The 26,490-nt window shown below is 65.0% G+C and carries 23 protein-coding genes and 3 pseudogenes; 18 read left to right on the top strand and 8 right to left on the bottom strand.

Annotated elements, in window-relative coordinates:
• Nucleotides 1–4: 4 nt before the first annotated feature.
• Both Q2M23_RS34995 and Q2M23_RS35000 read right to left on the bottom strand, forming a co-directional pair.
• Nucleotides 5–1,243 (bottom strand): ATP-binding protein, encoded by a 1,239-nt coding sequence (locus tag Q2M23_RS34995; RefSeq protein WP_057015257.1) that lies wholly within the window; start codon nt 1,241–1,243, stop codon nt 5–7.
• 199 nt (nt 1,244–1,442) lie between these two features.
• On the bottom strand, nt 1,443–2,714 hold the full coding sequence (locus tag Q2M23_RS35000; protein WP_316398468.1) for an allantoate amidohydrolase: 1,272 nt from the start codon (nt 2,712–2,714) through the stop codon (nt 1,443–1,445).
• Nucleotides 2,715–3,087: 373 nt separating this feature from the next.
• Between Q2M23_RS35000 and Q2M23_RS35005 the strand changes: the two genes are divergently transcribed.
• Genes Q2M23_RS35005 through Q2M23_RS35025 form a run of 5 tightly spaced genes read left to right on the top strand, consistent with a single transcriptional unit; the run spans nt 3,088 to nt 8,463 of the window.
• Nucleotides 3,088–4,197: a BMP family ABC transporter substrate-binding protein gene (locus Q2M23_RS35005; RefSeq protein ID WP_229191504.1), complete on the top strand. Its 1,110-nt coding sequence runs from the start codon at nt 3,088–3,090 to the stop codon at nt 4,195–4,197.
• Nucleotides 4,194–5,303: an ABC transporter permease gene (locus Q2M23_RS35010; RefSeq protein WP_092082494.1), complete on the top strand. Its 1,110-nt coding sequence runs from the start codon at nt 4,194–4,196 to the stop codon at nt 5,301–5,303. Before Q2M23_RS35005 ends, Q2M23_RS35010 begins: the two co-directional genes overlap by 4 nt.
• Before the next feature lies 1 nt (nt 5,304).
• The gene (locus Q2M23_RS35015) at nt 5,305–6,231 is read left to right on the top strand and encodes an ABC transporter permease (RefSeq protein WP_018270387.1); all 927 of its coding nucleotides are present in this window, start codon (nt 5,305–5,307) and stop codon (nt 6,229–6,231) included.
• 19 nt (nt 6,232–6,250) lie between these two features.
• On the top strand, nt 6,251–6,934 hold the full coding sequence (locus Q2M23_RS35020; RefSeq protein ID WP_057015253.1) for a cysteine hydrolase family protein: 684 nt from the start codon (nt 6,251–6,253) through the stop codon (nt 6,932–6,934).
• Nucleotides 6,931–8,463: an ABC transporter ATP-binding protein gene (locus Q2M23_RS35025; RefSeq protein ID WP_316398469.1), complete on the top strand. Its 1,533-nt coding sequence runs from the start codon at nt 6,931–6,933 to the stop codon at nt 8,461–8,463. Before Q2M23_RS35020 ends, Q2M23_RS35025 begins: the two co-directional genes overlap by 4 nt.
• Nucleotides 8,464–8,476: 13 nt before the next feature.
• Here Q2M23_RS35025 and Q2M23_RS35030 read toward each other — a convergent pair whose 3' ends face one another.
• From Q2M23_RS35030 to Q2M23_RS35040, 3 genes are all read right to left on the bottom strand, one after another.
• The gene (locus tag Q2M23_RS35030) at nt 8,477–9,628 is read right to left on the bottom strand and encodes a mechanosensitive ion channel family protein (RefSeq protein WP_253640429.1); all 1,152 of its coding nucleotides are present in this window, start codon (nt 9,626–9,628) and stop codon (nt 8,477–8,479) included.
• A gap of 141 nt (nt 9,629–9,769) precedes the next feature.
• The gene (gene puuE, locus Q2M23_RS35035) at nt 9,770–10,708 is read right to left on the bottom strand and encodes an allantoinase PuuE (RefSeq protein WP_316398470.1); all 939 of its coding nucleotides are present in this window, start codon (nt 10,706–10,708) and stop codon (nt 9,770–9,772) included.
• 1 nt (nt 10,709) lies between these two features.
• Nucleotides 10,710–11,123, bottom strand: a complete 414-nt coding sequence (locus Q2M23_RS35040; RefSeq protein ID WP_016843084.1) for a DUF3830 family protein — start codon at nt 11,121–11,123, stop codon at nt 10,710–10,712.
• A 196-nt stretch (nt 11,124–11,319) separates the two neighbouring features.
• Between Q2M23_RS35040 and Q2M23_RS35045 the strand changes: the two genes are divergently transcribed.
• The 4 genes from Q2M23_RS35045 (at nt 11,320) to Q2M23_RS35060 (ending at nt 15,540) form a co-directional block, all read left to right on the top strand.
• Nucleotides 11,320–12,054 (top strand): 3-oxoacyl-ACP reductase family protein, encoded by a 735-nt coding sequence (locus tag Q2M23_RS35045; protein ID WP_316398471.1) that lies wholly within the window; start codon nt 11,320–11,322, stop codon nt 12,052–12,054.
• A gap of 1,124 nt (nt 12,055–13,178) precedes the next feature.
• A complete protein-coding gene (locus Q2M23_RS35050) occupies nt 13,179–14,027 on the top strand; it encodes an Npun_R2479 family HD domain-containing metalloprotein (protein ID WP_057015250.1) in 849 nt (282 codons plus the stop codon).
• Between the two features lie 227 nt (nt 14,028–14,254).
• Nucleotides 14,255–15,256: a tryptophan--tRNA ligase gene (gene trpS, locus Q2M23_RS35055; RefSeq protein WP_316398472.1), complete on the top strand. Its 1,002-nt coding sequence runs from the start codon at nt 14,255–14,257 to the stop codon at nt 15,254–15,256.
• Between the two features lie 83 nt (nt 15,257–15,339).
• A complete protein-coding gene (locus Q2M23_RS35060) occupies nt 15,340–15,540 on the top strand; it encodes a hypothetical protein (RefSeq protein WP_057015248.1) in 201 nt (66 codons plus the stop codon).
• Nucleotides 15,541–15,552: 12 nt separating this feature from the next.
• Here Q2M23_RS35060 and Q2M23_RS35065 read toward each other — a convergent pair whose 3' ends face one another.
• From Q2M23_RS35065 to Q2M23_RS35075, 3 genes are all read right to left on the bottom strand, one after another.
• The gene (locus Q2M23_RS35065) at nt 15,553–16,422 is read right to left on the bottom strand and encodes an aldose 1-epimerase family protein (protein WP_316398473.1); all 870 of its coding nucleotides are present in this window, start codon (nt 16,420–16,422) and stop codon (nt 15,553–15,555) included.
• 111 nt (nt 16,423–16,533) lie between these two features.
• Entirely contained in the window at nt 16,534–17,301 is a 768-nt protein-coding gene (locus tag Q2M23_RS35070) for an enoyl-CoA hydratase-related protein (protein ID WP_076824424.1), read from the bottom strand.
• A 77-nt stretch (nt 17,302–17,378) separates the two neighbouring features.
• Entirely contained in the window at nt 17,379–17,813 is a 435-nt protein-coding gene (locus Q2M23_RS35075) for a MarR family winged helix-turn-helix transcriptional regulator (RefSeq protein ID WP_057015246.1), read from the bottom strand.
• Nucleotides 17,814–18,123: 310 nt separating this feature from the next.
• Here Q2M23_RS35075 and Q2M23_RS35080 point away from each other — a divergent pair, with 310 nt between their 5' ends.
• From Q2M23_RS35080 to Q2M23_RS35115, 9 genes and pseudogenes are all read left to right on the top strand, one after another.
• Nucleotides 18,124–19,023, top strand: coding sequence for a CHAD domain-containing protein (locus tag Q2M23_RS35080; RefSeq protein WP_316398474.1), 900 nt, complete (start codon nt 18,124–18,126; stop codon nt 19,021–19,023).
• 165 nt (nt 19,024–19,188) lie between these two features.
• Nucleotides 19,189–19,461 (top strand): helix-turn-helix domain-containing protein, encoded by a 273-nt coding sequence (locus Q2M23_RS35085; protein WP_057015244.1) that lies wholly within the window; start codon nt 19,189–19,191, stop codon nt 19,459–19,461.
• A complete protein-coding gene (hyfB, locus tag Q2M23_RS35090; RefSeq protein ID WP_316398475.1) occupies nt 19,458–21,473 on the top strand; it encodes a hydrogenase 4 subunit B in 2,016 nt (671 codons plus the stop codon). Before Q2M23_RS35085 ends, hyfB begins: the two co-directional genes overlap by 4 nt.
• Nucleotides 21,464–22,420 carry a respiratory chain complex I subunit 1 family protein gene (locus Q2M23_RS35095; protein ID WP_229192883.1) on the top strand — a complete coding sequence of 319 codons (957 nt, stop codon included), beginning with the start codon at nt 21,464–21,466 and terminating at the stop codon, nt 22,418–22,420. Before hyfB ends, Q2M23_RS35095 begins: the two co-directional genes overlap by 10 nt.
• Nucleotides 22,420–23,082, top strand: coding sequence for a hydrogenase-4 component E (locus Q2M23_RS35100; RefSeq protein ID WP_229192882.1), 663 nt, complete (start codon nt 22,420–22,422; stop codon nt 23,080–23,082). Before Q2M23_RS35095 ends, Q2M23_RS35100 begins: the two co-directional genes overlap by 1 nt.
• A pseudogene (locus Q2M23_RS35105) lies at nt 23,079–24,029 on the top strand (hydrogenase 4 subunit F); the annotation flags it as partial. The gene Q2M23_RS35100 and the pseudogene Q2M23_RS35105, both read left to right, overlap by 4 nt.
• Nucleotides 24,030–24,103: 74 nt before the next feature.
• Nucleotides 24,104–24,520, top strand: a pseudogene (locus Q2M23_RS44180) (proton-conducting transporter membrane subunit); the annotation flags it as partial.
• Between the two features lie 18 nt (nt 24,521–24,538).
• Entirely contained in the window at nt 24,539–26,050 is a 1,512-nt protein-coding gene (locus Q2M23_RS35110; RefSeq protein ID WP_316398476.1) for an NADH-quinone oxidoreductase subunit C, read from the top strand.
• A gap of 12 nt (nt 26,051–26,062) precedes the next feature.
• Nucleotides 26,063–26,422: pseudogene (locus Q2M23_RS35115) on the top strand (NADH-quinone oxidoreductase subunit B family protein); the annotation flags it as partial.
• Nucleotides 26,423–26,490: the final 68 nt, after the last annotated feature.

The raw sequence follows: 26,490 nt of genomic DNA on the forward strand, positions 1-26,490 counted from the left end.
GCCATCAACCATCGGTCACGCGCCGCGGCGCCACGCGTGGCAGCGTGATACGCATGCGTGTCCCCATACCCGGCGCACTTTCGAGATTGAGCTCTCCGCCGAGCCGGTTCGTGACGATGTTATGAACGATGTGCAGACCAAGCCCGATGCGGCCGATGTCGCGGCGCGTGGTGAAGAATGGATCGAAGGCCTGCCGCAGCACGTCGTGATCCATCCCGCAACCGTTGTCGGCGAACAGGATCTCGACCTGGTCCGCGCCTGAGGCGCGGAGCCGGATCGCGATGATGCCGCCCTTGCCATCCGGAAACGCGTGCGCCACCGAATTGACGAACAGGTTGGTCAGCACCTGGCCGTAGGGGCCGGGATAGCTGTTCATGGCAAGACCGGGCGGGCAATCGACCTCGAGCGCCAGGTTGTTCTTCGGCAAGGCCGGACGCAGGCTCGAGAGAACCTGCTCGGTCGCCGCGCCGAGATCGAACTGGCTCCGGTCGAAATAGCTGCGATCGACGGCCACCTGCTTGAACGATTGCACCAAGTCTGCCGCGCGCTTGAGGTTGCCGACAAGCAGCGACGAGGCGCTTTCGACGACCTCGATGAAATCGCTCAGGCTGGATCGCTTCAGCTTGCCGCGCGCAGCCTCGGCAGCGAAGTCGGCGCATTTCTGCTCCAGCACCGAGGCGACGGTGAGACTGGTGCCGACCGGACTGTTGATCTCGTGCGCGACGCCGGCCACCAGCCGGCCCAGCGCCGCGAGCTTTTCCGCCTCGATCAGCGACGCCTGGGTCTCCTGCAGATGGTGCAAGGCCTTCTCGGCTGCATCGCGCGCGGCGCGGATCTCGCGTTCGCTGCGCTTGCGATCGGTGATCTCTTCGGCCGCAACGTTGACGCCGACGATGCTGCCGTTCGGTTCGCGCTGCGGATGCCAATGCGTGATCCAGCATCGCTCGTCATTGTGGCCGGGGCGCTGGCCGTAAACCTCCACGTCGGTGACGGGCTCTCCCGTCTCCATGATCGAGCGAACGATACCCTCGACGGCCGAAGCCAGCGCGGGCACGCAATCATGCACCGTGCGCCCGAGGTGACCTTCGACCGAAATGCCGCAGATCTCGGTGAGCCGCTGGTTGATCTGAAGGTAACGGCAATCCGGTGAGAGATAGGCGAGCCCGATCGGTGCAGTGTCATAGATCAGCTGCAGCGCCGGTTGTTTTGGGAACTGAACGTCCTGGACGACGGACGACCTCATGTCCACTACCCCCCGTTGCACCAAGTCTAGCGCTTCACGCCCGGCCCGCAAATAGGCCAGCTGAGCCGGAAACGGTGGTCTGATCTGTCCGGATCAGGCATGGGTCGGGCCGGCAGCGGCCCCTGACCAGTGCCTGCGGCGTGCTGACGCAACGTGGGCAGCAAGCGCCCCTCGGCGCAGGCCTGCGAAGCGCGCAATTTTAGCTATTCACTGCAACGTGCGGACGAAAATTCTCGACGACGCGCAGCAGCACCCGCGCGCCGATGTCGGCATCGGCGAGTTCGACATGCTCGGCCGGATTGTGGCTGATCCCGCCGCGGCAGCGCAGAAAGATCATGCCGATATCGGCGACATCCACCATCGCCATCCCGTCATGCCCCGCCCCGCTCGGCAGCTCGAACGCGGCATAGCCCTCGGCCGCGACGGCCTCGGCGATCTGCGCCTTGAGCCACGGCGCGCAGGGCACGCTGCGGTTCTCGTGGGTGACGTCGATCTGCAAGGCGAGGTCGCGGCGTTTTGCGATCGCCTCGATCTGCCGCACGATGTCGGCGACGGCGCGCTTGCGATGCATGTCGTTCTGCGAGCGGATATCCATGGTGAAGGACACCTTGCCCGGGATCACATTGGTGGCGCCCGGCATCGCGTTGACATAGCCGACGGTGCCGACGAGGCCTTGTTCGTCGGACCTGCAAAACTGCTCGATCGCAACGATGCATTCGGCAGCACCCGCCAGCGCATCGCGCCGCAGCTTCATCGGCACCGTGCCGGCATGGCCGGCGACGCCGGTGAGACTGGCGGCAAGCCGGGTCGCGCCCGAAATCGCGCTGACGACGCCGACCGGCAGCGCCTTCTCTTCCAGCACGGGACCCTGCTCGATGTGCAGCTCGACATAGCCGAGCAGTTCGCGGCGGGCGCGCGCCGCCTTGCCGATGTGATCGGGATCGAGCCCGAACTGGATCAGCGCGTCGCGCATCGACGTGCCGGCGCGATCGCGCGTGTTGAGCACGCTCTCGTCGAAGGTGCCGGCGACCGCGCGGCTGCCGAGCAGGGTCGAGGCGAAGCGCACGCCCTCCTCGTCCGCAAAGCCCACGATCTCGATCGCAAACGGCAGCCGCCTGCCGCGGCGGTTCAGATCGGCGACGCAGGCGATTGCGGTGATGACGCCGAGCGGGCCATCCCATCTGCCGGCGTCGCGCACGGTGTCGTAATGCGAGCCGAGCATCAGCGCCGGCAGCCCCGGCCGCTCGCGCTCGTAGCGGCCGCAGACATTGCCGATCGCATCGAGATGCGCGCTCATGCCGGCCTCGCGCATCCAGGACAGGATGAGATCGGCCGCCTTGCGATGCTCGTCGGTGAGGAAGATTCGCGCCAGATGCTCCGGCGTCTCGGAGATCGTCGCGAGCTGATCGATCCGCGCCACGATCTCTTCGCCAAGGGAAGACGATTTCGAGGACGGTTTTGTCTCGCTCATGCTGTTTCCCATCAGTCCAACGTGGCCGGCGGAGCCCGCTTCACTCGTAGCAGGCCCGATCCGATTCACCAGCCGGCAATTGGCGCCTCGTGCACCGGCCCCGACCGGGCTCGCACCGGCTGTCCGGCGGTTATCGACTGCTTAACGGCATTGCATACAACAGCGATCGATCGCTCACAAAATAGGCAAATCGGTCTCAATCAGCTTCCGAGCTATCTGGGAGCAATCATCATTCCAACGTATATTCAAATGCTTACTGAGAACTGATTGCCAAACATGCTCTGGCATGAAGCTTGCGACACTTCCCCCAAGCTCCGCCGTCAGGCGGCTGCGACAGGGACAGGCGGGCCGGACCCGCCGGAGGGAGCGAGCGATGGATTTTGGCAGGATTTCAAGAAGGCATTTATTGCAGGGCAGCGCCGCACTGGCGCTCGGCAGCACGCTCGGCATTCGGGGCGCGGCGGCAGCGGAAACCACGATCGGCTTCATCTATGTCGGGTCGCGCGACGACTACGGCTACAACCAGGCGCACGCGCAAGGAGCCGCGGCGGTGAAGAAGCTTCCCGGCATCAAGGTGGTCGAGGAAGAAAAGGTGCCGGAGACCGATGCAGTCGAGAAGACCATCGAGTCCATGATCAATCTCGACGGCGCCACGCTCATGTTCCCGACCTCGTTCGGCTACTACAACCCGCACGTCCTCAAGATGGCGGGCAAGTTTCCAAAACTGCGCTTCGAGCACTGCGGCGGCCTGTGGTCCGACAAGGACCCGAAGAACGCCGGCAGCTATTTCGGCTATATCGACGAGGCGCAATACATCTCCGGCATCGTGGCCGGCTATTCGACCAAGAGCGGCAAGCTCGGCTTCGTCGCCGCCAAGCCGATCCCGCAGGTGCTGCGCAACATCAACGCGTTCACGCTCGGCGCCCGGCTCGCCAATCCGAAGGCGACCACGCAGGTGATCTTCACCGGCGACTGGTCGATGCCGGTCAAGGAAGCCGAGGCTACCAACAGCCTGATCGACCAGGGCGTCGACGTGCTAACCTGCCATGTCGACGGACCGAAGACGATGGTCGAGAACGCCGCGCGCCGCGGCGCTCTTGTATGCGGCTATCACGTCAACCAGTCGCCGCTGGCGCCGAAGGCCTATCTCACCGGCGCCGAGTGGAATTGGGAGGTGCTCTACCCGAAATTCGTCAAGATGATCACCGCGGGCGAAGCGATCCCGAACTTCTATCGCGGCGGCCTCAAGGAAGAGATCGTCAAGGTCTCGCCCTATGGCGAGATGGTGTCCGCCGAGGCGCGCAAGCATGCCGACGACGTCAAGGCCAAGTTCATGTCCGGCGAGTTCGCGATCTTCAAGGGCCCGCTCGTCGACAACAAGGGCAAGACGGTGATCGCTTCCGGCACCGATCGCGGTCAGCAGGATCCCGAACTCGAGAAGATGGACTATCTCGTCGAGGGCGTGATCGGAGCCACCGCGTGACGACCGAGACGGCGGAATCGGTGGAGGCGGCCGGAATCGCTCCGGCCGCCGATCCCGGATTCCTCCAGCGCCACGGCGCGCGCATCGAATACATCCTGATCCCGGGCGCGGCGCTGGTCGGCGCGCTCGCGGTGTTCGGCGGCTTTGTCGCGCTCTACGGCAAGAACCCGCTCGATCTGTATTTCTACATGTATTACGGCGCGTTCGGCACCGCCTTCTCCTGGCAGAACACGCTGACCCGCGCCGCGCCGTTGATCCTGACCGCGCTGTGCACGGCGCTGCCGGCGCAGCTCGGCATGGTGATCATCGGTGGCGAAGGCGCCCTTCTGATCGGCGCACTGTCGGCGACCGCGGCGGCGCTGGCGCTGCAGGGCGCGGCGCCGATCGTGGTGCAGATCGCCATGGTGATCGCGGGCATGATCGGCGGCGGCCTCTGGATCACGCTGTCGGGCGGCCTGCGGCAATATCGCGGGGTCAACGAGACGATCTCGAGCCTGCTGCTGGTCTATATCGCGCTTGCGATTCTGAACCATCTGGTCGAGGGGCCGATGCGCGATCCGGCGAGCCTCAACAAGCCGTCGACGCGCGAGATCGGCGCCGCCAACATGATCGGCACCATTCCCGGCACCGACGTGCATTGGGGCCTGGTGTTCGGCCTCGTCGCCGCCATCGCCGCCTACATCCTGATCTATCACACCACCTTCGGCTTCGCCGCGCGCGTCGCCGGAGGCAACATCCGCGCCGCCAAGATCGTCGGCCTCAGTGTCGGCAAACTGATCCTGACCGTGTGCTTCCTCGCCGGCAGTTGCGCCGGGCTTGCCGGCATGATCGAGGTTGCGGCGGTGCAGGGCCGCACCAACGCCAACCTCGCGGCGGGTTACGGCTTCACCGGCATCCTCGTTGCGTTCCTGGCACGGCAGAATCCGCTGGCGATCATTCCGGTGGCGATCCTGCTTGGCGGCATCTCGGCTTCCGGCGGCCTGTTGCAGCGGCGGCTCGGTCTGCCCGACGCCTCTGTGCTGGTGCTGCAAGGCATCATCTTCGTGTTCGTGCTGGCCAGCGACGCGCTCTACGGGCGCATCGGCTTCCTGAAGGGAAAGTCCTGACATGGCGGATGCATCGCTCGGGCTCTGGACCGTTCCGCTCGCCGTGTTCGGCGGCGCCATCCGCGTCTCGACGCCGTTCCTGTTCGTCAGCCTCGGCGAGTGCATCACCGAGCGAAGTGGCCGCATCAATCTCGGCCTCGAGGGCACGCTGGTGATGGGCGCGATGAGCGCCTACGGCATCTCCTATCTGTCGGGCTCGCCGTGGCTTGGCGTGCTTGCGGCCGGCATCACCGGCGCGCTGTTCGGCGCGCTGCATGCCGGCATCTGCTCGCTGCCGCGCGTCAACGACATCGCGGTCGGCATCGCGCTGATGCTGCTCGGCACCGGCCTCGCGTTCTTCCTCGGCAAGCCGCTGATCGAGCCGACGGCGGCCCGGCTGCCCGCGATCGATTTCGGCTGGTGGAGCGACATCCCGCAGGTCCGCGCGGCGCTGCGCATCAACGTGCTGTTCCTGATCGGCGTCGCGATCGCGCCGCTGCTCTATTGGGCCTTCAGGACCACGCGCTGGGGCCTCTTGATCCGCACCGCCGGCGAGAGCGCCGATGCGGCGCGCGCGATGGGCCATTCGGTGCTCTTGATCCGGTTGCGCGCCACCATGGTCGGCGGTTTCCTCGCCGGCATCGGCGGCTCGTTCCTGTCGCTGTTCTATCCCGGCAGCTGGAACGAGGGCCTTTCCTCGGGACAGGGCATCACCGCGGTGGCGCTGGTGATCTTCGCGCGCTGGGACCCGATGCTGTGCCTGTGGGCCTCGCTCGCCTTCGGCGGCGCGGCCGCACTCGGGCCCGCGCTGCAATCGGTCGGCATCACCTCCGGCTATCATTTGTTCAACGCCGCGCCCTACATCCTGACGCTCGCGATCATGATCATCACCTGCTCGCCGAAGCGCACGCTGACCGGCGCGCCCGCCGAATTGTCCATCACCCGATAGCATCTCGAAAGATCATTTCATGCCCGAGCGCTTCATCAAGTCCGAGCCCTACGCCTGGCCCTACAATGGCGATCTGCGGCCGCAGAATACCGCGCTCATCATCATCGACATGCAGACCGATTTCTGCGGCGTCGGCGGCTATGTCGACAAGATGGGCTACGACCTCTCGCTGACCCGGGCGCCGATCGAGCCGATCAGGAAGCTGCTCGCGGTGATGCGCGCGCAGGGCTTTCACATCATCCATACGCGGGAGGGGCACCGCCCCGACCTTGCCGACCTGCCCGCCAACAAGCGCTGGCGCTCGCGCCAGATCGGCGCCGGCATCGGCGACCCCGGCCCCTGCGGCCGCATCCTGGTGCGCGGCGAACCCGGCTGGGAGATCATTCCCGACCTCGCGCCGCTGCCGGGCGAACCTGTTATCGACAAGCCCGGAAAAGGCTCGTTCTGCGCCACCGACCTCGAACTGATGCTGCGGCTGCGCGGCATCGAGAACATCGTGCTGACCGGCATCACCACCGATGTCTGCGTTCACACCACGATGCGCGAGGCCAACGATCGCGGCTTCGAATGCGTGCTGGTCGAGGACTGTTGCGGCGCGACCGACAAGGGCAATCACGACCACGCGCTGAAGATGATCAAGATGCAGGGCGGCGTGTTCGGCGCGGTGACCAAATCCGCCGACCTGATCGGGGCGCTGTCGTGATCATCGGCGAGCCGCCCGCACCATCAGGCGCGTTCGGCGTCGACGCCATCGCCATGACGATGCGGTTCGGCGATTTTACAGCGCTCGACAATGTCGAGCTCAAGGTGCGTCCCGGCTCGTTCCACGCGCTGCTCGGTGAGAATGGCGCGGGCAAGAGCACGCTCGTCAAATGCATCATGGGCTATTACCACGCCACCGAAGGCGACATCCTCGTCGGCGGCCGCCAGCAGGCCATTGCCAATCCGAAGGACGCGCATGCGCTCGGGCTCGGCATGGTCTACCAGCACTTTACACTAGTGCCGGCGATGACGGTCGCCGAGAATTTGGTGCTGGCGCGCGACGACGTGCCTGCCGTGGTCGACTGGCGCAAGGAGAAGAAGGAGCTGGAGGCCTTCCTGGCGCGGATGCCGTTCAAGGTGCCGCTCGATGCAAAGGTCTCCGACATCTCCGCCGGCGAACGGCAGAAATGCGAGATCCTCAAGCAGCTGTACCTGAAGCGCCGCTTCCTGATCCTGGACGAGCCGACCTCGGTGCTGACGCCGGGCGAAGCCGACGAGGTGCTCGGCATGCTGCGCGCGATGGTGGTCGCGGGCGAGCTCACCATCCTGATGATCACGCACAAGTTCCGCGAGGTGATGGCCTTTGCCGACGAGGTGACCATCCTGCGTCGCGGCAAGCTTGCCGGCAGCGGCCGGGTCGCCGAGCTGACGCCGGACGAGATGGCCCGCACCATGATCGGCGCCGAACAGCTGACGGTACAACCGCCGCGCACCGGCGAGACCGGAGCGGCCCGGCTCGAGCTCGACAAGCTCACCGCGCTTGACGATGCCGGCGCGATTGCCGTGCACGGCGTATCGCTGACCGTGAAAAGCGGCGAGATCGTCGGCATCGCCGGCGTCTCCGGCAACGGCCAGCGCCAGCTCGTGGAGGTCCTGGCCGGCCAGCGCGAGGCCGAGAGCGGCGTGATCCGCGTCCAGGGCGAGACCTATGCGGCGAGCCGCGCGGAGATGCGGCGCCACAGGATGTCGCTGTTGCCGGAAGAGCCGCTGAAGAACGCCTGCGTCGGCGGCATGAGCGTCGCCGACAACATCGCATTCCGCGAGTTCGATCGCGCCCCGTTCGCGCGCGGCGGCTGGTGGCTGAACCGTGCCGCCTTCCGCAACGACGCCGAGCGCAAGATCAACCGCTACAAGATCAAGACCCGCACGCCGGAGACGCCGATCGCGGCGCTGTCGGGCGGCAATGTGCAGCGCGCGGTGCTGGCGCGCGAGCTTTCGGGCGACGTCGAGGTGCTGATCGCCGCCAATCCCTGCTTCGGGCTCGACTTCGCGGCGGTGGCGCAGATCCACGCCGAGATCATGGCCGCCCGCAACCGGGGCGCGGCGGTGCTGTTGGTCAGCGAGGACCTCGACGAGCTGCTGGAGCTGTCGGACCGGCTGGTCGTGATGTTCCACGGCGCGTTCGTGCATGAGGCCCGCGCCAGCGAGGCCGATCTCACCGAGATCGGCCGGCACATGGCAGGGCACTAGAGCGGATCACGGATCAGCTGCGCGCCGGCGCCGCCGCGCGCTGCCGTGCCGGCGCTCCGCGCAGGAACGCCCGGCCGAAATCATCGACCGCGGGCGCCAGGATCGCCCGATCGCGCGGCAGCGCGTCCGGCATCTCGTCACGGATGAACGCCAGCAGCTTCTCGCGGATCTCGCAACGCAGGTCCCAGGATTGCGGTGCATTCCGTGCACTGATCAGCGCGCGCAGCTCGATGGTGCGCGGGTGGGTGTCGATCACCTGCAGATTGACCACCGCGCCGTCCCAGAGCCGCGACTCCTTCGCCGCCTGCTCCAGCCTTTTGCGGATCGCCGGCACGTCGGCGCTATAATCAACATGCAGCGCAATCGCACCGATCAGGGATTGCGCGTCGCGCGTCCAGTTCTGGAACGGGCGCTCGATGAAATAGGACAGCGGTACCACCATGCGCCGCCAGTCCCACAGCCGGATCACGACATAGGTTGAGGCGATATCCTCGACCCAGCCCCATTCGTTTTCGATGATGACCGCGTCCTCGATCCGGATCGGCTGGGTGACGGCGATCTGCACGCCGGCGATCAGATTGCTCAGCAACGGCCTTGCGGCAAGACCGACGATCAGGCCGGCGGCGCCGGCGGAGGCGAACAGGCTGACGCCGTATTGCCTGACCGAGTCGAACGTCATCAGCGCGGTGGAGACCGCGATGATGACGATCAGCGTGTCGGTGACCCGCTTGAAGACGCGCACCTGGGTGACGTGCTTGCGTGCCAGGAAATTCTCGGCAACGTCGAGGCGAAATTTATCGAGATATCTAGCCGACGCCATGTCGACGGCGCGGATCGAGATCCAGCCGATCAGCGCGATGACGGCGACGCCGAAGAAATGGCTGAGTGTCAGCCGCAGCAGATCGTTGAGCGGCGCCAATGGCAACACCAGCGCGACGGCGGCAAGACACAGCGCCAGCCGTGACGGACCGGCTGTCCGGTCAAGCAGCATCGGCGCGACGGAATTCTTTGGTCCCACCATGCGATGGACGATGCGTTGCGCGATGGAGTGAACGATGAGCGCAACGGCGATCGCAGCCGTGATCAGGACGAGGCCGACCACCCAATCCGGAACCCAGCGAAATGTGTGTTCCAATCCGGTTACGATCTCCTGGACGTCTTGCATGAAACCCGCCTGCTCCCGCATTGCAGGCTGCTAACGCGTGGAATCCGGGATCGCTTCTGACGTCTGTGCAACGCAGCAATTCACCCGATGCAATTCGAATGCGCAGGATGTTGCGTCAATTCGGCTGGAGTGGCACCGGCGCTAGCCGATCTCAAACGCTTCCGCGGCGAGATGCTTCATATTGGCGTGCCAATGCTCGGCGATCTGAAGCCGGGTCGGCGCCCAGACGTGCTCGTGCTTCTGGATGTAGTCGAGAAAGCGCATCAGCGCGGCGGCGCGGCCGGGACGCCCGACGACGCGGCAATGCAGACCGATCGACATCATCTTCGGTGAGGTTGCGCCCTCGGCATAGAGCACGTCGAAACTGTCCTTCAGGTAGGTGTAGAACTCCTCGCCGCCGCCGAAGCCCTGCGCGTTGATGAAGCGCATGTCGTTGGCATCGAGCGCATAGGGGATCACGAGATGCGGCTCGGTGCCGGCGGCCTCGATCCAGTACGGCAGATCGTCGGCATAGGAATCGCAGAGATAGCGCAGGCCGCCCGCCTCCATTAGAAGCCGCAGCGTGTTGATCGAGGAGCGGCCGGTGTACCAGCCGAGCGGCCGCGCGCCGGTCGCCTCGGCATGCACGGCAATGGCGCGGGCGATCTCCTCGCGCTCCTCGTCCTCCGACATGTCCTTGTGCTCGACCCAGCGCAGGCTGTGGCTCGCGATGTCCCAGCCCGCCTCCTGCATCGCGGCGACGACGTCCGGATTGCGCTTCAGCGCCATCGCGACGCCGAACACCGTGGCCGGCAGCTTCCGCTCGGTGAATATCCGCCACAGCCGCCAGAAGCCGGCGCGCGCGCCATATTCGAACATCGTCTCGATATTGGCGTGCCGCCGGCCGACCCAGGGCTGCGCGCCGAGCACGTCGGACAGAAACGCTTCCGAGGCGCGATCACCGTGCAGGATGTTGTTCTCCCCGCCCTCCTCGAAATTGACCACGAATTGCACGGCGATGCGCGCCGCGTCGGGCCATTTCGGATCGGGCGGATTGCGGCCGTAGCCGCGGAGATCGCGCGGATAGCGGGCCTCGGTCACATCAGATTTCCTCGAAGCGGATGTTCTGCGCGCCCTTCCACAACACGGTCTTGCCGAACGCGGTGAGGTTCTCCAGCCCCGAGGTCAGCGTGATGAAGTGATTGCCGGCGAGCTGGCCCATCTTGCTGGCGAAGTGCACGCCGCCATAGGCGAGCAGGATCTCGGTCTCGCTGATGCCGCCCGGATAGAGGATGATCTGGCCCGGCGCCGGATAGCTGGTGTGGTTCTCGTAGGACACGCCGAAGTCGAGATCGCCGAGCGGCATCCAGACGCCCTCGCCGCTCCAGCGCACGTGGATCGCCTGGCTCTCGAACGGCATCGCCTTGCGGAACGCGGCGACCGTCTTCGGCGCCAGCTGCTCCTCGAAACGGGCGTCAAAGGTGAACTCGCCGGCGCGGACAATCAGTTTGCTCATCGATCTCTCGTGGGTGCGCAAAGAAGTGATGTCCCAACCATTGCCGCCGGCCCGGGCCGGACGCAAGGCCGATTCCGGCCCCGGAAGCCGGTTTTTCGCCGCGCAGCGGCCTTCAACGCAGATTTGAGCAGAGTTGCGTTGCGCCGCGCCTTCCCGTTTGCGAGCCTGCGAGGGGACGTCGAACAGGGTGACCTTGATGACAACAAGCAGTCTGCACGGACATGTGGCGCTGGTGACCGGCGGATCGCGCGGCATCGGCGCGGCCATCGTCAAGATGCTGGCGGATGCCGGCGCCGCCGTCGGCATCAATTATCGCGAGCGCTCAGCCGAGGCGGAGACGCTGGCGAAGGGCATCATTGCCGCCGGCGGCCGCGCCGTCGCGATCGCCGCCGACGTCTCGGAAGCTGCCGCCGTCACCGCGCTGGTCCAGCGCGCCAAATCCGAGCTCGGCCCGGTCGACATCCTCGTCAACAATGCCGGGATCGCGATCGTCAGGGGTGTCGACGACCTCACCGAGGAGGATTTCGACCGCACCATCACGGTCAATCTCAAATCGGCGTTTCTCTGCACGCAAGCGGTGCTGCCGATGATGCGCACCCGGAAATGGGGCCGCATCGTCAACATCTCCTCCGGCGCGGCGCGCGGCGCCGGCTCGATCGGGCCGCACTACAACGCATCCAAGGCGGCGATGGAGGGGATGACCCGCGGCTATGCCGCGCGCCTCGTCAAGGAGGGCATCACCGTCAACGCCGTCGCGCCCTCGCTGATCGAGACCGACATGATGAGGGGACAGAGCGAGCTGGTCAGCCGCATCCCGGTCGGCCGTTTCGGCACCGCCGAGGAGGTCGCGCAAGCCGTGATGCTGCTGGTCAACAATCCCTACATGACCGGACAGACCATCGCGATGAGCGGCGGCATGGCGTTCAACTAGGGCACGTACCATAAACACAGTGGCGTCATGCGATGAAGCTTACGTCCGCGTTGTCCTTATAGCGGTCATTTGTGCAGCATCGGAACATGTCGCGATGGGCCAACTCCGGACTCTTGCATCGCAAGTGTCCCGCAAAATGACGGGCCAATTCAAATGTCCGTCCGGAGTAGCGCCTGCTACTTGCAGCCGCGGCAAATCGTAAGCTTGCCCTTTAGTTTGTCATCGTCCCCGGGATCGACCGATTGCTGCCGAGAGACACGATCCGCTTCTTGATCGAGCTTGGGCTGCTTTGCCCGGTGTGACCTGACGGGTCGCGTCGTCCGGCTTGACGTGTCGTCGCCGATGCCGACGCTAAAACCATCGTAATCGGGGACCGGTCTAGCCGACGGCGGCGACCTGTCGATCACTTGTGCTGGCGAAGCGCTGCCTGACTCTATCGGCGTGTGTTCGACAGTGGCAGATCGCGGGGCAGTGGAGCGTGGCAAAGAATCTTCAGCGGCCCGGGGCGGTACCGAACTCTTAGCGGTCGCCGTCGGCGGCCAGACGCTGTTGGTTGCGCCCGGAGATGCCGATCTCTCATCCGGCGGCGGCGGCGCAAGCGAAAGCGGAGGGGAAAGCGAGGTCTGACATCTCGCGCTGTCTTGTGACCAAACTCCCGCCGCCAACAAACCAAGGGCCAACAGTGTTGCGTTCTTCATTACTCGTCCTGCAAATCACCTGGAATGAAAGCATTGATCGCGTGACTCCTATCGCCACGCTTCGGCAAGAATTTCCACATCTGACATGGCGATCAAAAATTGACGGAAGTTGGGAGCCATGGGCGGATACATGCGCGCTTCGGTCCACCCTCGTTCTGGCCCCACTGCCCGCTTCGGGTCCAATCGCGACCGCTTGGCCCGGTCTCGGTAAGATCCGGTATGCACCTCACAGCGGACCGTTGGCGGTCGGCTGCATTGATCGCGATGGGCCATCCGCGGTGGTTCAGCCCTGCCTCATCCCGGGTAGCCCCCAAAACCAGGGCTCGACAGGCCTCCGGGCCACCAGGCTCCGGCCCAATTCGCGGGACCAACAACCCGGTGACGAAATACCCAAACCGGCATAGCATCCGCGCATTGGAGGCGATCATGTTCAACCCAACTCAAATTGTCATCCAAGCGTTTGTCGATCAGCTTAAGGGTACATACGGCCAAATCTACGGAATCCTCGAGCCCGCCTATCCGGACATCATCGGTTTCGTTGGGCGCCTCGCGTTGGAGAATATTGCCAATAGCGATGCGGCCTACCACGACATGAACCACACCATCATGGTGACGCTGGTCGGACAGAACATTTTACTCGGGAAGCATACGAGCGAAGGCGGCGTCAGGCCGCGCGACTGGCTCCATTTCATGATTTCGCTCTTATGCCACGACATCGGCTATGTACGCGGTGTATGTCGAGGCGACCGGGACGGACTTTATGTTTGTAACGAAAACGGTGATCGCGTCCGGATATCTGCTGGAGCCACGGACGCATCCTTGACCCCCTATCATGTGACACGATCCAAGCTCTTTGTCCGCGAGCGTTTCGGCAAGGTGAGCTTGACCTCCATCGACACAAAGGAAATCGAGGCGAACATCGAGCACACGCGCTTTCCGGTACCGGGGGAAGAGGAGCATACCAGTACGGCGGATTATCCCGGCCTGCTTCGTGCCGCGGATTTGATCGGCCAATTGGCCGACATTGACTATTTGCGGAAGACGTCAGCCTTGTTTGCCGAATTTCAGGAGACTGGCGCAAGCGAGAAACTCGGATATCAGACCCCCGATGATCTACGTGCAGCGTACCCTGCTTTCTTCTGGAAGGCCGTCTGCCCCTATATCGGCGACGCACTTCGATATCTGCGGGTCACGCAGGAAGGTAAGCAATGGATCGCCAACCTTTATGCGCACGTGTTCTCGGAGGAGCACAGGGGAGCGATTACTCGAGCATAGCCGGGTGGAAGAATAACTGGCTATGCCGTCTTGACCGGCTCGTTCGATTGCCTTACGCCTCACGCCATGAACCGCTCGATCCTGATCGCCAATCTCTGGTGGCTCGCCGACTGACAGGCGGGCCGAACGTGTTCATGCATTTCGGGGCCGCCGCATTGGGCGGCCTTTTTCTTTCACCTCATCCAGCCCGCATGCGGTGTCCCCATTCAAACGAATGGAGATAAGCCGTGACCAAACCGATCATCCTCACCGGCGACCGCACCACCGGGCCGCTGCATCTCGGCCATTACGTCGGCTCGCTCAGAAGCCGTCTCGCGTTTCAGGACAGCCATGAGCAATACCTGCTGCTCGCCGACATGCAGGCGCTGACCGACAACGCGCACGACATCGGCAAGGTCCGCGGCAACGTCATCGAGGTCGCACTGGATTATCTCGCCGTCGGAATCGATCCCGAACGAACCTCGATCTGCCTGCAGTCGCAGCTTCCGGCGCTCGCGGAATTGTCGATGCTCTATCTCAACCTCGTCACCGTCGCGCGGCTGGAGCGCAATCCCACCATCAAGGACGAGATCCGCGCCCGCGGATTCGGACGCGACATCCCGGCGGGCTTCCTGTGCTACCCGGTGGCGCAGGCCGCCGACATCACCGCGTTTCGGGCCACCGTCGTGCCGGTCGGCGAGGACCAGGCTCCCCTGATCGAGCAGACCAACGAGATCATCAGGCGCGTCAACGCGCTTGCCGGCCGTGCGCTCCTGCAGGAGGCGGTGGCCGTCATACCGCGCGCGGGACGGCTGCCGGGCGTCGACGGGCGCGCGAAGATGAGCAAATCCGCCGGCAATGCGATTGCGCTCTCGGCCTCGCCCGGTGCCATCACGGCCGCGGTGCGCGCGATGTTCACCGATCCCGACCATCTGCGTGTCGGCGACCCCGGCAAGATCGAGGGCAATGTCGTCTTCAGCTATCTCGACGCGTTCGATGACGACCAGCACGCCGTCGAGGAATTGAAGGCGCGCTATCGGCGCGGCGGTCTCGGCGACGCAGCGGTCAAGCGGCGGCTGGAGGACATCCTGCAAGCCCTGATCGCGCCGATCCGGGCCCGGCGCGCCGAGCTGGCAAGCAATCGCGACCATGTCGCTGACGTGATCAGGCGCGGAACCTCGAAAGCCCGGGAGATCACCGAGCGCACCAAGCGCGATGTGATGGCGGGACTCGGCGTGTTCCAGCTCTGAATGCGCTGTCATCAAACCAAGGCAGGAACTGTGCTTGCCTGTAAGGGTTGTCCGCTTGGCGAAAACCGGATTTGGAGCCTGTCGTGATCGATCCGAAAACGCTTCTCGAACGCGCCGCGCAATTGACCGATCAGGCCAAAGGCGAGGAAGATGCCGGCATCCGCGAGCGGCTGCTCCGCATGGCCGAACATTACCGCGACCTGGCCGCGCATGAGGCCTGGGCGAACGAGAACCCGCCATCGGTCGGCGCGATCACCAGTGCACTCAGCCCCCGCACCCATTGACCTGTTCTTTCGTCAGCTCACGCGGATGCGATAGCCCAGTGACTGCCGCGCGCCCGGCGCGATGTGCATCAAGCCGGGCTTGCCGGCGAGTTCGCCATCGTATGCGACCGGGCTGGCGAAACCGTGCCACGGCTCGATGCAGAGGAACGGCGCGCCGCCGACCTTCGACCAGATGCCAAGTTCGCGAAAGCCGCGCCACGACACCTCGATCGCAGGCCCCTGCGCAGCAGCAAAGCGGACCGAGGCGCTCGCGACCTGATCGAGGATCATGGCGTCGTCGTCGAACAACTGCTCCGACAACGCCAGCACGCTGCCCTTGATCGGACTCGGCTCGGCTTGCGGCCGCATCAGTCCCTCCGTCAGCCGCCGGATCGGCGCCGGCTCATCCTTCGCGAAGGTCAACGCGTACGCCTCCTTTGCCAATCCCGGAAGCAGCGGCCAGTTGAAGGCAGGATGACCGCCGAGAGAGGCCGACAGCGTCTCGGCGCCGGTGTTGACGATGTCGAAGGCGACATCGAGATCGGCGCCATCAACGGTATAGGTGACCTCGAGCCTGAACGCGAAGGGATAGCGCGCACGCGTCTCCGTATCGTCGGTGAGCGCAAGCTTGCAGGATCGGGGCCCCTGCTCCACCCAGGCAAAGCGGCGATCCCGCGCGAAGCCGTGCTGCGTCATCGGATAGGTCTTGCCGTTGTGGCGCAGCGTATCGTTCTTCAAGCGGCCGACGATCGGGAACAGGATGGGGGCATGGCGCGGCCATTGCGGGCCGGCCTGCCACAACAGTTCGGTCCCGTCGGCATTTCTGAGCGACGACAATTCGGCGCCCTGCGCCGAAATGGTCGCGGCGATTCCTTCGCCGCGCAGCGTGTGACTGTCGCTCATGCCTCGCCTCGCCGGGTTGCGCTATGCCCCGACAGGAGATGTTCGAAGCCGGCGAGGCCGTCAACCCCAAAGCAATAGCGCCGCCCACGCGTGGCGGCCCACGCTCCGGGCCTAACCGGTAATCTTGGAGAAATCGGGCTGGCGACGCTCGGCAAAGGCGGCAAAGGCCTCGCGTGCTTCCGCACTCATCAGTCGCTCCTGGAAGATCTCGCCCTCGCGCGCCATTTGCGCGCTGATCCTGGCGGGGTCGCGCATCAGCGCCTTGGTGTGCTGGAGCGAGCCGAACGGCCGCTTCGCCAGCGCGTCCGCCGCCGCGCGTGCCTTGGCGCGCAGGTCCGCGAGCGGCACAACCGCGTTGGCGAGGCCGATCGAGACCGCCGTCTCCGCCTCGACCGGTTCGCCGAGCGCGAACATCGCATAGGCCCGCGCATAGCCGATGCGCTGCGGCAGCAGATAGGTCGAGGCCGCCTCCGGCACCAGCGCCAGATTGACGAACGGCGTGATCAGCCGCGCAGTCGGCGCGAGGTAGACGAGGTCGCAATGCAGCAGCATGGTGGTGCCGATGCCGACCGCATTGCCCTGCACGGCGGCAACCAGCGGCCGCGTCGCCTTGGCAAGTCCGGCGAGGAAGCGCGTCACGTGGCGCTCGCCCTGCACGCCGCGCGACACCGCCGCGAAGTCGGCGAGATCGTTGCCGGCGGTAAAGCTGTCGCCGTCGCCCTGCAGCAGCACGGCGCGGATCGCGGAATCGCCCTCCGCGCGCTCGAGCGCATCGGCCATCGCGCCATACATCGCGTTGGTGATCGCATTCTTCTTGTCCGGGCGCGCCATCGTCACGGTGAGGACACCGCCGTCCAGCGCTACGACCACTTCACTCATGCTTCACTCCTGTTGCTCGCTTCCTGCTTGACGCGTCTTCTTCACGCGAACCGGTAGCCACTTCGCTTGAAGACGCTCTAGCTGTCCTTGCCTTTCGGAAACTTGTCTTGCAGGCTGGTCAGCCAGCGCGACACCACGTCGATCTCCGCGTCCGAGAACCCGTCCATCAGACGGTTGTTGATCGCCCTGGTCCGCGTCGCGGCGCGTTTGCCGAACTCCTGCCCCGCCGCGGTCAGATGGAGCCGCTGGCTGCGGCCGTCCTCGCCATCGCGGCGGCGCTTCACGAGGCCTGCACGTTCCATCCGGTCGGCGAGCCCGCTCATCGCCGACGGCACGATGTCGAGCGCCTGCGAGACGTCGCCGATCAGCGCGCCGTCATTGCGCCCGAGAAAGAACAGCACGCCGGCCTGGGCCGACGTCAGATCGTGCGTGGCCGTCTCCTGCTCGATGGCGCGTTGCAACCGGCGATAGGCCACGGTCAGAAGAAAGATCAGCCGGTGTTCCGCTTTCATGCCGTCCGTTATATATTTCGCACGCGAAATATCAAGATACTTCGTGCACGAAATATCTGGTGCTGCGGCGAAGTCCGCTGGCTGGTTTTGCGGCGTGCTCGAAACCATGGTGTTCCCTCAAAAGCCCGGCCTGCATATCGACTGGAATGAGCTCCCGCCAACGGGTTGATTGCGACATTTTGATCCTGTCGCTGGATCGTCGCACTGCGGCCCGGCAGAAAATCCTTGATCGACATCGATCAAACGGGAAATCTTCCCACCCGGGAGCCGCCCGGTTGCGTTGCGGTACCGGCGGGGTCACGAGAGTGTCATGACGGTAGCGGCAAGTCCGGCCAAGGAGCGTGTTGTCCGCCCAAAGCGGCCGCGCCATCTAAGCGAAGCCATGCGCTGTGAGACCGCGTTTCGCCTGATCCTGTCCGAATGCCTCGAGGAAGTCGCCACCAATCACGAGGCCATAAGTTCCGGCGATTCCGCCGCGCTGCACCAGACCCGTATCGCGCTGACGCGGCTGAAGGCGGCGATCGCCTTCTATGGGCCGATGGTGGCGGACACCGAATGGACGCGACTGAAATCCGAGTTGAGATGGCTGAGCGCCCATCTCGGCGCCACGCGCGACCTCGACGTCGCGATCGAGAACAGCAAGGGCCTGCCTGAAGAAGGCATGCTCCAGACGGCGCGAACCGACGCGTTCGAGGCGCTCAAGGAGGCGTTGCAAAGCGATCGATACTGGCGATGGTTCGACGGCATGTGGGACTGGGTCGGCAGCGGCCCCTGGACCACGCGGCAGGACCCTCGCGCCGCGCAGCGGCGAGCCGTGCCGGTCGCGGTGTTTCACGCGCGGCGGCTGGCGCGGTGGCATGGCAAGCTGTGCCAGAAGAGTCGCGGGCTGCAAGGCATGGGCAAGAACAAGCGCCACCGCGTCCGTCTCGCCAGCAAGCGGCTGCGTTACGCGATCGAGTTCTCGGAGGGCGGTTTGCCCCCCGACGAATACGCGTCATGGCGGATCATCCTGAAGCATCTGCGCAAGGGACAGCAATTGCTCGGCGAATTGAACGATGACGAGGTCCGTCGCGGGCTGCTCGAGAGCGTCGATGCACCCGCGCAACGCGCCCACGAGCGCAAGGCCAGGCACCAGCGCGTGCACGAACGAAAGCGCAAGAGCCGGCTGCTGCGCCACGCCGCGGCGGTCTATCGAAAAATCTCCGACTGAACGCGCGTCAGCGCAACTCCGTCGGCGCGCGGATACCGCTCGCGTTGAGGACTGCGCCTAGGAATGATGTATAAAACATCACTTATTGCCATTGTGCCATCATTACTTGATGTGCATAAATAACATTCAAATAGACGCGACTCTCAGATCGACGGCCATCAATCGATGATCACCGCGGCGCAGCTACGAGCGGCCAGAGCCTTGCTCGGCATCGACCAACGGCAGCTCGCCGAACTGTCCGGACTTTCGGTGCCAACCATCCAGCGGATGGAGGCGAGCGAAGGTACCATTCGCGGCAACGTCGACTCGCTCGTGAAACTGATCGATGCGCTCGGCGCAGCCGGCGTCGAGGTCATCAATGAGGGCGCCGTCAGCAACGGCGGCGGCCGCGGGGTGCGATTGAAGGCCGGATCGGGCTCACCGAAGGTGCGGACATGATCCCGGCGGTCACTCAGCAGATCTGGTGTGTAGCCGCCCTGCTGGGAACGACCGCTCTCGCGATTACAACGAGCAGATCGCGCCAATCGACAGCCATCGTCTACGGCGCGACTTTCGCGATTTCGCTGATCGCGCTGGCCGGGGCCATGATTTCGCTCATCTCCCGTACCAGCGCGACGGAACTGGCTCTGCCGATCGGGTTGCCCTGGCTGGGATCGCATTTCCGCCTCGATGCGCTCGCCGCATTCTTTCTCGTCGTGGTCAATCTCGGCGGTGCGGCCGCAAGTCTTTATGGCCTCGGCTACGGCAGCCACGAATCCGCGCCGCAGCGCATCCTTCCCTTTTTCCCGGCGTTCCTGGCCGGCATGAATCTCGTCGTGCTCGCCGACGATGCGTTCACCTACCTCTTGTGCTGGGAATTCATGTCGCTCGCCACGTGGGCGCTCGTCATGGCGCATCACCGTGACGCGGATAATGCCCGCGCAGGCTACGTCTATCTCGTGATGGCAAGCTTCGGAACGCTGGCTCTGTTGCTTGCCTTCGGCCTGCTGGCGGGAGCGGGCGGCAGCTACAGCTTCGCGTCCATCCGCGCTGCTCAGCACACCCCGTCCGAAGCCGCACTGGTGCTCGCGCTGATGTTGCTCGGCGCCGGGTCGAAAGCCGGCCTGATCCCGTTGCACGTGTGGCTGCCGCTGGCTCATCCCGCCGCGCCGAGCCATGTCTCGGCGCTGATGAGCGGCGTGATGACGAAGGTCGCGATCTACGGATTCATCCGGGTCGTGTTCGATCTGCTCGGGCCGCCAAGCTGGTCGGCGGGTGTCGCGGTTCTCATCCTCGGCGGCGCCACCGCCGTCATGGGGATCCTCTACGCGCTGATGGAGAAGGATCTCAAGCGCCTGCTCGCCTACAGCACGATCGAGAACATCGGCGTCATCTTCGCAAGCCTCGGCCTTGCGCTGGCATTTCAGGCGAACGGCCTCGGCCTCGCGGCGGCCCTCGCCTTCACGGCCGCATTGTTCCACGTGCTGAACCATTCGTTCTTCAAGAGCCTGCTGTTCTTCGGCGCCGGCGCGGTGCTGACGTCGACCGGCGAACGCGACATGGAGAAGCTGGGCGGCCTGATCCACCGCATGCCGCTCACGAGCTTCGTCTTTCTGGTCGGCTGCGTCGCGATCTCGGCGCTGCCGCCGTTCAACGGGTTCGTGTCGGAGTGGCTGATGTTTCAGGCCGTCCTGCAGAGCCCCGACCTGCCGCAATGGCTGCTGAAGATCATGGTGCCCGCGGTCGGCGCCTTGCTGGCGCTGGCCGCGGCGCTGGCCGCCGCATGCTTCGTCAAGGCCTTCGGCATCACGTTCCTCGGCCGCGCGCGGAGCCCGGCCGCGGAAGCCGCCGGCGAAGTCGATCGCTATTCGCTCGCCGCGATGTTCAGCCTTGCCGTGCTCTGCTTCCTCGCCGGCATTTTGCCCGGCCTGGTGATCGACGCGCTTTCGCCGGTCGCGCAGACCGTGATCGGCCACCGGATGCCGCTTCAGGCGGACGATCCCTGGCTCTCGATCGTGCCGATCGAGGAGAGCCGCAGTTCCTACAACGGATTGCTCGTCTTTGCTTTCATCACCGCCGCGGCGTCGCTCGCGGTGTACTTTATCCATCGCTTTGCGTCGCGCGCGATCCGGCGCGGACCGGCCTGGGGTTGCGGCTTCTCCGACCCGACACCGGCGGCGCAGTATTCCGGCGTGAGCTTTGTGCAGCCGATCCGCCGCGTCTTCGGCACGCTGGTTTTCCAAGCCCGCGAGCATGTCGACATGCCCGCGCCGGGCGAACTGCGGCCGGCCCGCCTCAGGGTCGATATGCACGACATGGTCTGGGAGCGGCTCTACACACCCGTGACTGAACTCGTGTGGTTCTTCGCCGATCGGCTGAACCAGCTCCAGTTCCTGACCATCCGCCGCTACCTCAGCCTGGTGTTCGCAACCCTCGTCACATTGTTGCTGGCGCTCGCGATATGGTCGTGATCTCGGACATCCTCGTTCAGCTCGGCCAGATGGCGCTTGTGCTGCTGCTCGCGCCGCTGCTGACGGGCGTCGTGCGCAAGATCAAGGCCCGGCTGTTGCGGCGAAAAGGACCGTCGATCGTCCAGCCCTACCGCGACCTGCTGCGGCTGCTGCGCAAGGAGGTCGTGCTCGCCGAAAACGCGTCCTGGCTGTTCCGTGTCACGCCCTATGTGACGTTCGCGGCCATCTGGGTCGCGGCGGCGCTGGTCCCGACATTCGCGACCGGCCTCCAATTCAACTGGAGCGCCGATCTGATCGCGATCGTCGCCCTGCTCGGCAGCGCGCGCTTCTTCCTCGCGCTTGCCGGCATGGACGTCGGCACCAGCTTCGGCGGCATCGGCTCCAGCCGCGAGGTGATGATTGCCGCGCTCGCCGAGCCGGCCATGCTGTTGATGGTGTTCTGCGTCGCGCTGATTGCCGGCTCGACGCAGCTGTCGACGGTCGCGACCTTCATGGCGTCGTCGGAAGTCGGACTGCGCGTCTCTCTCGGCATGGCGATGATCGCCCTCATCATGGTGGCGCTCGCCGAAAACGCGCGCATCCCGGTCGACAACCCGGCGACGCATCTGGAGCTGACCATGGTGCACGAGGCGATGATCCTCGAATATTCCGGGCGTCACCTCGCCATGATCGAGTTCGGCGCCTTCCTCAAGCTGCTGCTCTACATCTCCCTGATCATCTGCGTGTTCTTCCCGTGGCAGATCACCACCGAAGGCGCGGGGCCGCTGTCCTATCTCGTCAGCGTCGCCGTCTACATCCTCAAGCTTGCGGTCGCGAGCTTCCTCCTTGCCGTGTTCGAGACCGCGACGGCCAAGATGCGGGTGTTCCGCGTCCCCGAATTCCTCGGCGCGGCGCTGATGCTCGGCCTGCTCGGCACGCTGCTTCGGTTCGTGTCACGGGGCTTCTGATGCACAACCTCGCCTTCGACATCGCCCATCTGCTCGCCGGCGGGCTCGTGCTGATCAGCTTCATGATGCTGTACCAGGACCGCCTGTACGCGCTGCTGAACATCTTCGCACTTCATGCCGTGGTGCTCGCAGCTTCCGTCGCCTGGCAGGCCTTCATCCAGAATGCGCCGCATCTCTACGTGACCGCGGCCATCGCACTGGTCTTCAAGGCGATCGTCATCCCGGTGGCGTTGCATCGGATCATCAAGCAGCTCGGCATTCATCGCGATATCGAGACCGCGGTGAGCATCGGTCCGACCATGCTTGCCGGCATGGGGCTCGTCGCCCTGTCCATGGTGCTGATGCTGCGCGTGACCGGCGCGGCCGATCCGCTGGCGCGGGAAGACCTTGCCTTCGCACTGTCGGTGGTGCTGCTGGGATTGCTCGTCATGGTGACGCGGCGCAACGCCGTCAGCCAGGTCGTCGGCTTCATGTCGCTGGAAAACGGCCTGGTGCTGGCCGCGACCGGCGCCAAGGGCATGCCGCTCGTCGTAGAGATCAGCGTCGCCTTCTCGATCCTGATCGCATTCATCGTGATCGGCGTGTTTTTGTTCCGCATTCGCGAGCGGTTCGACACCGTCGACGTCGGTGCGCTCGATGAATTCAGGGGGGAGCGCCAATGACTGCCGCGTCGGATGCCGTCACCTGGGTTTTGTTGATACCGATCACCGCCGCGGCGGTGCTCGCCGCGCTGCCCGGTTACCGGCTGACCGCGGGCCTCAATGTCCTGGCCAGTCTCGGCACCTTGCTGGCCGCGCTTTCGCTGCTCGTGGTCGAGCGCCCGCAACCCGGCCAGTACCTGCTGATCGACGATCTCAACATCGTCTTCATCGTGCTCAACACCTTCGTGGGATTCACCACGAGCGTGTTCAGCGCCAGCTATATCGCCCATGAACTCGAAACCGGACGGCTGACGCCGGGCTATCTGCGATTCTACCATGCCATGTATCAGGTGATGATGTTCGGCATGAACCTCGCATTCGTGTCGAACAATATCGGCCTGATCTGGGTCGCGGTCGAGGTCGCGACGCTCACCACCGTGCTGATGGTCGGCATCTACCGGACCCATGCGGCGCTGGAAGCGGCCTGGAAGTACTTCATCCTCGGCAGCGTCGGCATCGCGCTGGCGCTGTTCGGCACGATCCTGGTGTACATGGCCGCACTGCCGGTGGTCGGCGAGGGTCAGGATGCCATGGTGTGGACGGTGTTGATCAGCCGTGCGGCGACGTTCGACCCGGCATTGCTCAACGTCGCCTTCATCTTCCTGCTGCTCGGATACGGCACCAAGGTCGGCCTGGCGCCGCTGCACGCCTGGCTTCCGGATGCGCATGCCGAGGGCCCGACCCCGATCTCCGCCGTGCTCTCCGGCCTGCTGCTCAACGTCGCGCTCTACGCAGTGCTCCGCTTCAAGATCCTGCTCGCCGCCAATCCGGATGCGATATCGCCGGGCCCGCTGATGGTGACGATGGGGCTGACCTCGCTGCTGTTCGCGGCCTTCATGCTTTACCGCCGCCGCGACATCAAGCGGCTGTTCGCCTACTCCTCGATCGAGCATATAAGTCGGATCGTAGCCATGTCGTTCTGTGAGCCAAGGAGTTGAGTGTTATAGTTGTCTTCCTAAGACCGCTTGGCCTCCGACTTGGAATCTTCTACGCAGTCGGCCACATTGCGCAGGTGAAGGGCACGCAGCGGATCACCAACATTCGCGGCCTGACCGTGACGCATCCGGCACTCGGCTGGAGTCTCGTGATCGGCGTGGTCGCGATCGCCGGCCTGCCGCCGCTCGGTATCTTCATGAGCGAATTTCTCATCGTCAGCTCCACCTTCGCGCGCCAGCCGCTGCTCGCTATCCCGCTGGTGTTCGGCCTGCTGCTCGCCTTCGGCGCGCTGATCCTGCGCCTGACCAGCCTTGCGTTCGGCGAGCCGCGCGGCAATGCCGCGCCGGCGGATGCGTCCTATTTGCCGATGTTCGCGCATTTCGCGCTGGTGCTGACTGCGGGCATCTACCTTCCGGGACCGCTAGTCGTCTGGTTCCAGCACGTCGCCAACCTGCTGGGTTAGCGCGAGGGAGAACGGGATATGCCGAGGTTGATCGATCTGATCCGGGCGGGCCACAGGATCGAACGGCATCATCCATGGCCGCGCGCCGTGGTCGACGGCGATACCTGGCGCACTGCCGCTCACGCATTTGCGGATGGCGGCCTGAGCCTGCTCGGGCTGTGGGGCGAGCCGTCGCGCGTGCACATGGCCGTCCTCGACGACCGCACGTCCGATATCGGCGTGATCAGCCTGGATTGTCCCGATCGCCAATTCCCTTCGGTCGCGGCCTATCATCCCCCGGCGCTTCGATTGGAGCGCACCCTGCACGACCTCTTCGGATTGCAGGCGACAGACACACCGGATTCCCGTCCCTGGCTTGATCACGGCCGTTGGCAAACGCGCTTCCCGCTCGGCGAACATCTCGATGCATCGGCGGACGCAGCGCCTTATCAATTCCTTCCGGCCGAGGGGGACAGCCTGCATCAGATCGCAGTCGGTCCGGTGCATGCCGGCATCATCGAGCCCGGGCATTTCCGCTTTACCGCGAGCGGCGAGACGGTCGTCCGCCTCGAGCAGCGGCTCGGCTACACCCACAAGGGTGTCGAAGGGCTGATGACGGGCAGCACGATCGAGCAGGCCGCGCGGCTCGCCGGCCGGGTCTCCGGCGACAGCACAGTCGCCTATGGGCTGGCGTTCGCGCAAGCCGTCGAGGCCGCGCAGCGGATTGCCGTGCCGCCGCGCGCATTGCTGTTGCGCGCGCTGATGGCCGAGCTCGAGCGGCTGGCCAATCATCTCGGCGATATCGGCGCGATCTGCAACGATGCGTCGTTTGCGCTGATGCAGGCGCATTGCGCCGTGCTACGCGAATCCGTGCTGCGCGCGGCCGACGCTGCATTCGGCCACCGCCTGATGCGCGACCTCATCGTTCCCGGCGGCGTCGCGCGCGATATCGCCGGCCATGGAGCCGACGCGATCCGGGCCGCGCTCGACCAGATCCGCCGGCATTTCCCTGCGCTGGTCGAGCTCTATGACAACACCGCCTCGTTGCAGGACCGCACCGTCAGCACCGGCATCGTTGCTCCAACGCTCGCCCGGCAATTCGCCGCCGGGGGCTATGTCGGGCGCGCGAGCGGCCGCGATCATGATGCCCGACGCAAGCCCGGCTATCTCCCCTATGATGGCCTCCGCTTCGAAGTCCCCGTCCTGAGCGACGGCGACGTCAACGCCCGGGTCTGGATCCGGATCCGCGAGGTTGAGCAGAGTCTCGCGCTGGCGTACCAGATCCTGATCGGCCTCGAGGCCGGCCCGGTGCAAGTGCCACTGCACAATACGGCGGAGCCTTGCGAAGGCATGGCGCTCGTCGAAGGTTTCCGCGGCGACATCCTGGCCTGGCTGCGCCTGAACGGCGATCGGATCGAGCGATGCCATCTGCGCGATCCGTCGTGGTTTCAGTGGCCGCTGCTCGAGGCGGCCATCGAAGGCAACATCGTGGCGGACTTCCCACTCTGCAATAAGTCGTTCAACTGCTCCTATTCCGGGCAGGATCTCTGAGGGCTTGAGGCGATGCGCAAACTTCTGTTCCAGAGCCTGTTTCGCCAGCCATTGACGGAGCAGGCGCCGCGCCCGGACGACGCTGCGCTCGCGGAGCTCGCGGCCATGGTCGGCCGCACCGCACGACGACGCCTCGGCCGCAGCCTCTCGATCCGCGAGGTTGATGCAGGCTCCTGCAACGGATGCGAGCTGGAAATACACGCGTTAAGCAATGCGTATTACGACGTAGAACGATTTGGAATCCGGTTCGTCGCCTCGCCCCGTCACGCCGACGTGCTGCTGGTCACGGGTCCGGTCACCAAGAATATGCGCGAGGCGCTGGAGCGCACATACCGTGCGACGCCAGATCCCAAATGGGTTGTCAAGTCGGGAGGCCAAGCGGTCTTAGGAAGACAACTATAACACTCAACTCCTTGGCTCACAGAACGACATGGCTACGA

Source organism: Bradyrhizobium sp. 33ap4 (genome assembly GCF_032654765.1).
Lineage (GTDB): Bacteria > Pseudomonadota > Alphaproteobacteria > Rhizobiales > Xanthobacteraceae > Bradyrhizobium > Bradyrhizobium australafricanum.

Coding starts and splice junctions, on each gene's coding strand:
- Q2M23_RS34995 (WP_057015257.1), bottom strand. CDS start 1,243: ATGAGGTCGTCCGTCGTCCAGGACGTTCAGTTCCCAAAACAACCGGCG.
- Q2M23_RS35000 (WP_316398468.1), bottom strand. CDS start 2,714: ATGAGCGAGACAAAACCGTCCTCGAAATCGTCTTCCCTTGGCGAAGAG.
- Q2M23_RS35005 (WP_229191504.1), top strand. CDS start 3,088: ATGGATTTTGGCAGGATTTCAAGAAGGCATTTATTGCAGGGCAGCGCC.
- Q2M23_RS35015 (WP_018270387.1), top strand. CDS start 5,305: ATGGCGGATGCATCGCTCGGGCTCTGGACCGTTCCGCTCGCCGTGTTC.
- Q2M23_RS35020 (WP_057015253.1), top strand. CDS start 6,251: ATGCCCGAGCGCTTCATCAAGTCCGAGCCCTACGCCTGGCCCTACAAT.
- Q2M23_RS35030 (WP_253640429.1), bottom strand. CDS start 9,628: ATGCAAGACGTCCAGGAGATCGTAACCGGATTGGAACACACATTTCGC.
- Q2M23_RS35040 (WP_016843084.1), bottom strand. CDS start 11,123: ATGAGCAAACTGATTGTCCGCGCCGGCGAGTTCACCTTTGACGCCCGT.
- Q2M23_RS35045 (WP_316398471.1), top strand. CDS start 11,320: ATGACAACAAGCAGTCTGCACGGACATGTGGCGCTGGTGACCGGCGGA.
- Q2M23_RS35050 (WP_057015250.1), top strand. CDS start 13,179: ATGTTCAACCCAACTCAAATTGTCATCCAAGCGTTTGTCGATCAGCTT.
- Q2M23_RS35065 (WP_316398473.1), bottom strand. CDS start 16,422: ATGAGCGACAGTCACACGCTGCGCGGCGAAGGAATCGCCGCGACCATT.
- Q2M23_RS35070 (WP_076824424.1), bottom strand. CDS start 17,301: ATGAGTGAAGTGGTCGTAGCGCTGGACGGCGGTGTCCTCACCGTGACG.
- Q2M23_RS35075 (WP_057015246.1), bottom strand. CDS start 17,813: ATGAAAGCGGAACACCGGCTGATCTTTCTTCTGACCGTGGCCTATCGC.
- Q2M23_RS35080 (WP_316398474.1), top strand. CDS start 18,124: ATGACGGTAGCGGCAAGTCCGGCCAAGGAGCGTGTTGTCCGCCCAAAG.
- Q2M23_RS35085 (WP_057015244.1), top strand. CDS start 19,189: ATGATCACCGCGGCGCAGCTACGAGCGGCCAGAGCCTTGCTCGGCATC.
- hyfB (WP_316398475.1), top strand. CDS start 19,458: ATGATCCCGGCGGTCACTCAGCAGATCTGGTGTGTAGCCGCCCTGCTG.
- Q2M23_RS35095 (WP_229192883.1), top strand. CDS start 21,464: ATGGTCGTGATCTCGGACATCCTCGTTCAGCTCGGCCAGATGGCGCTT.
- Q2M23_RS35100 (WP_229192882.1), top strand. CDS start 22,420: ATGCACAACCTCGCCTTCGACATCGCCCATCTGCTCGCCGGCGGGCTC.
- Q2M23_RS35110 (WP_316398476.1), top strand. CDS start 24,539: ATGCCGAGGTTGATCGATCTGATCCGGGCGGGCCACAGGATCGAACGG.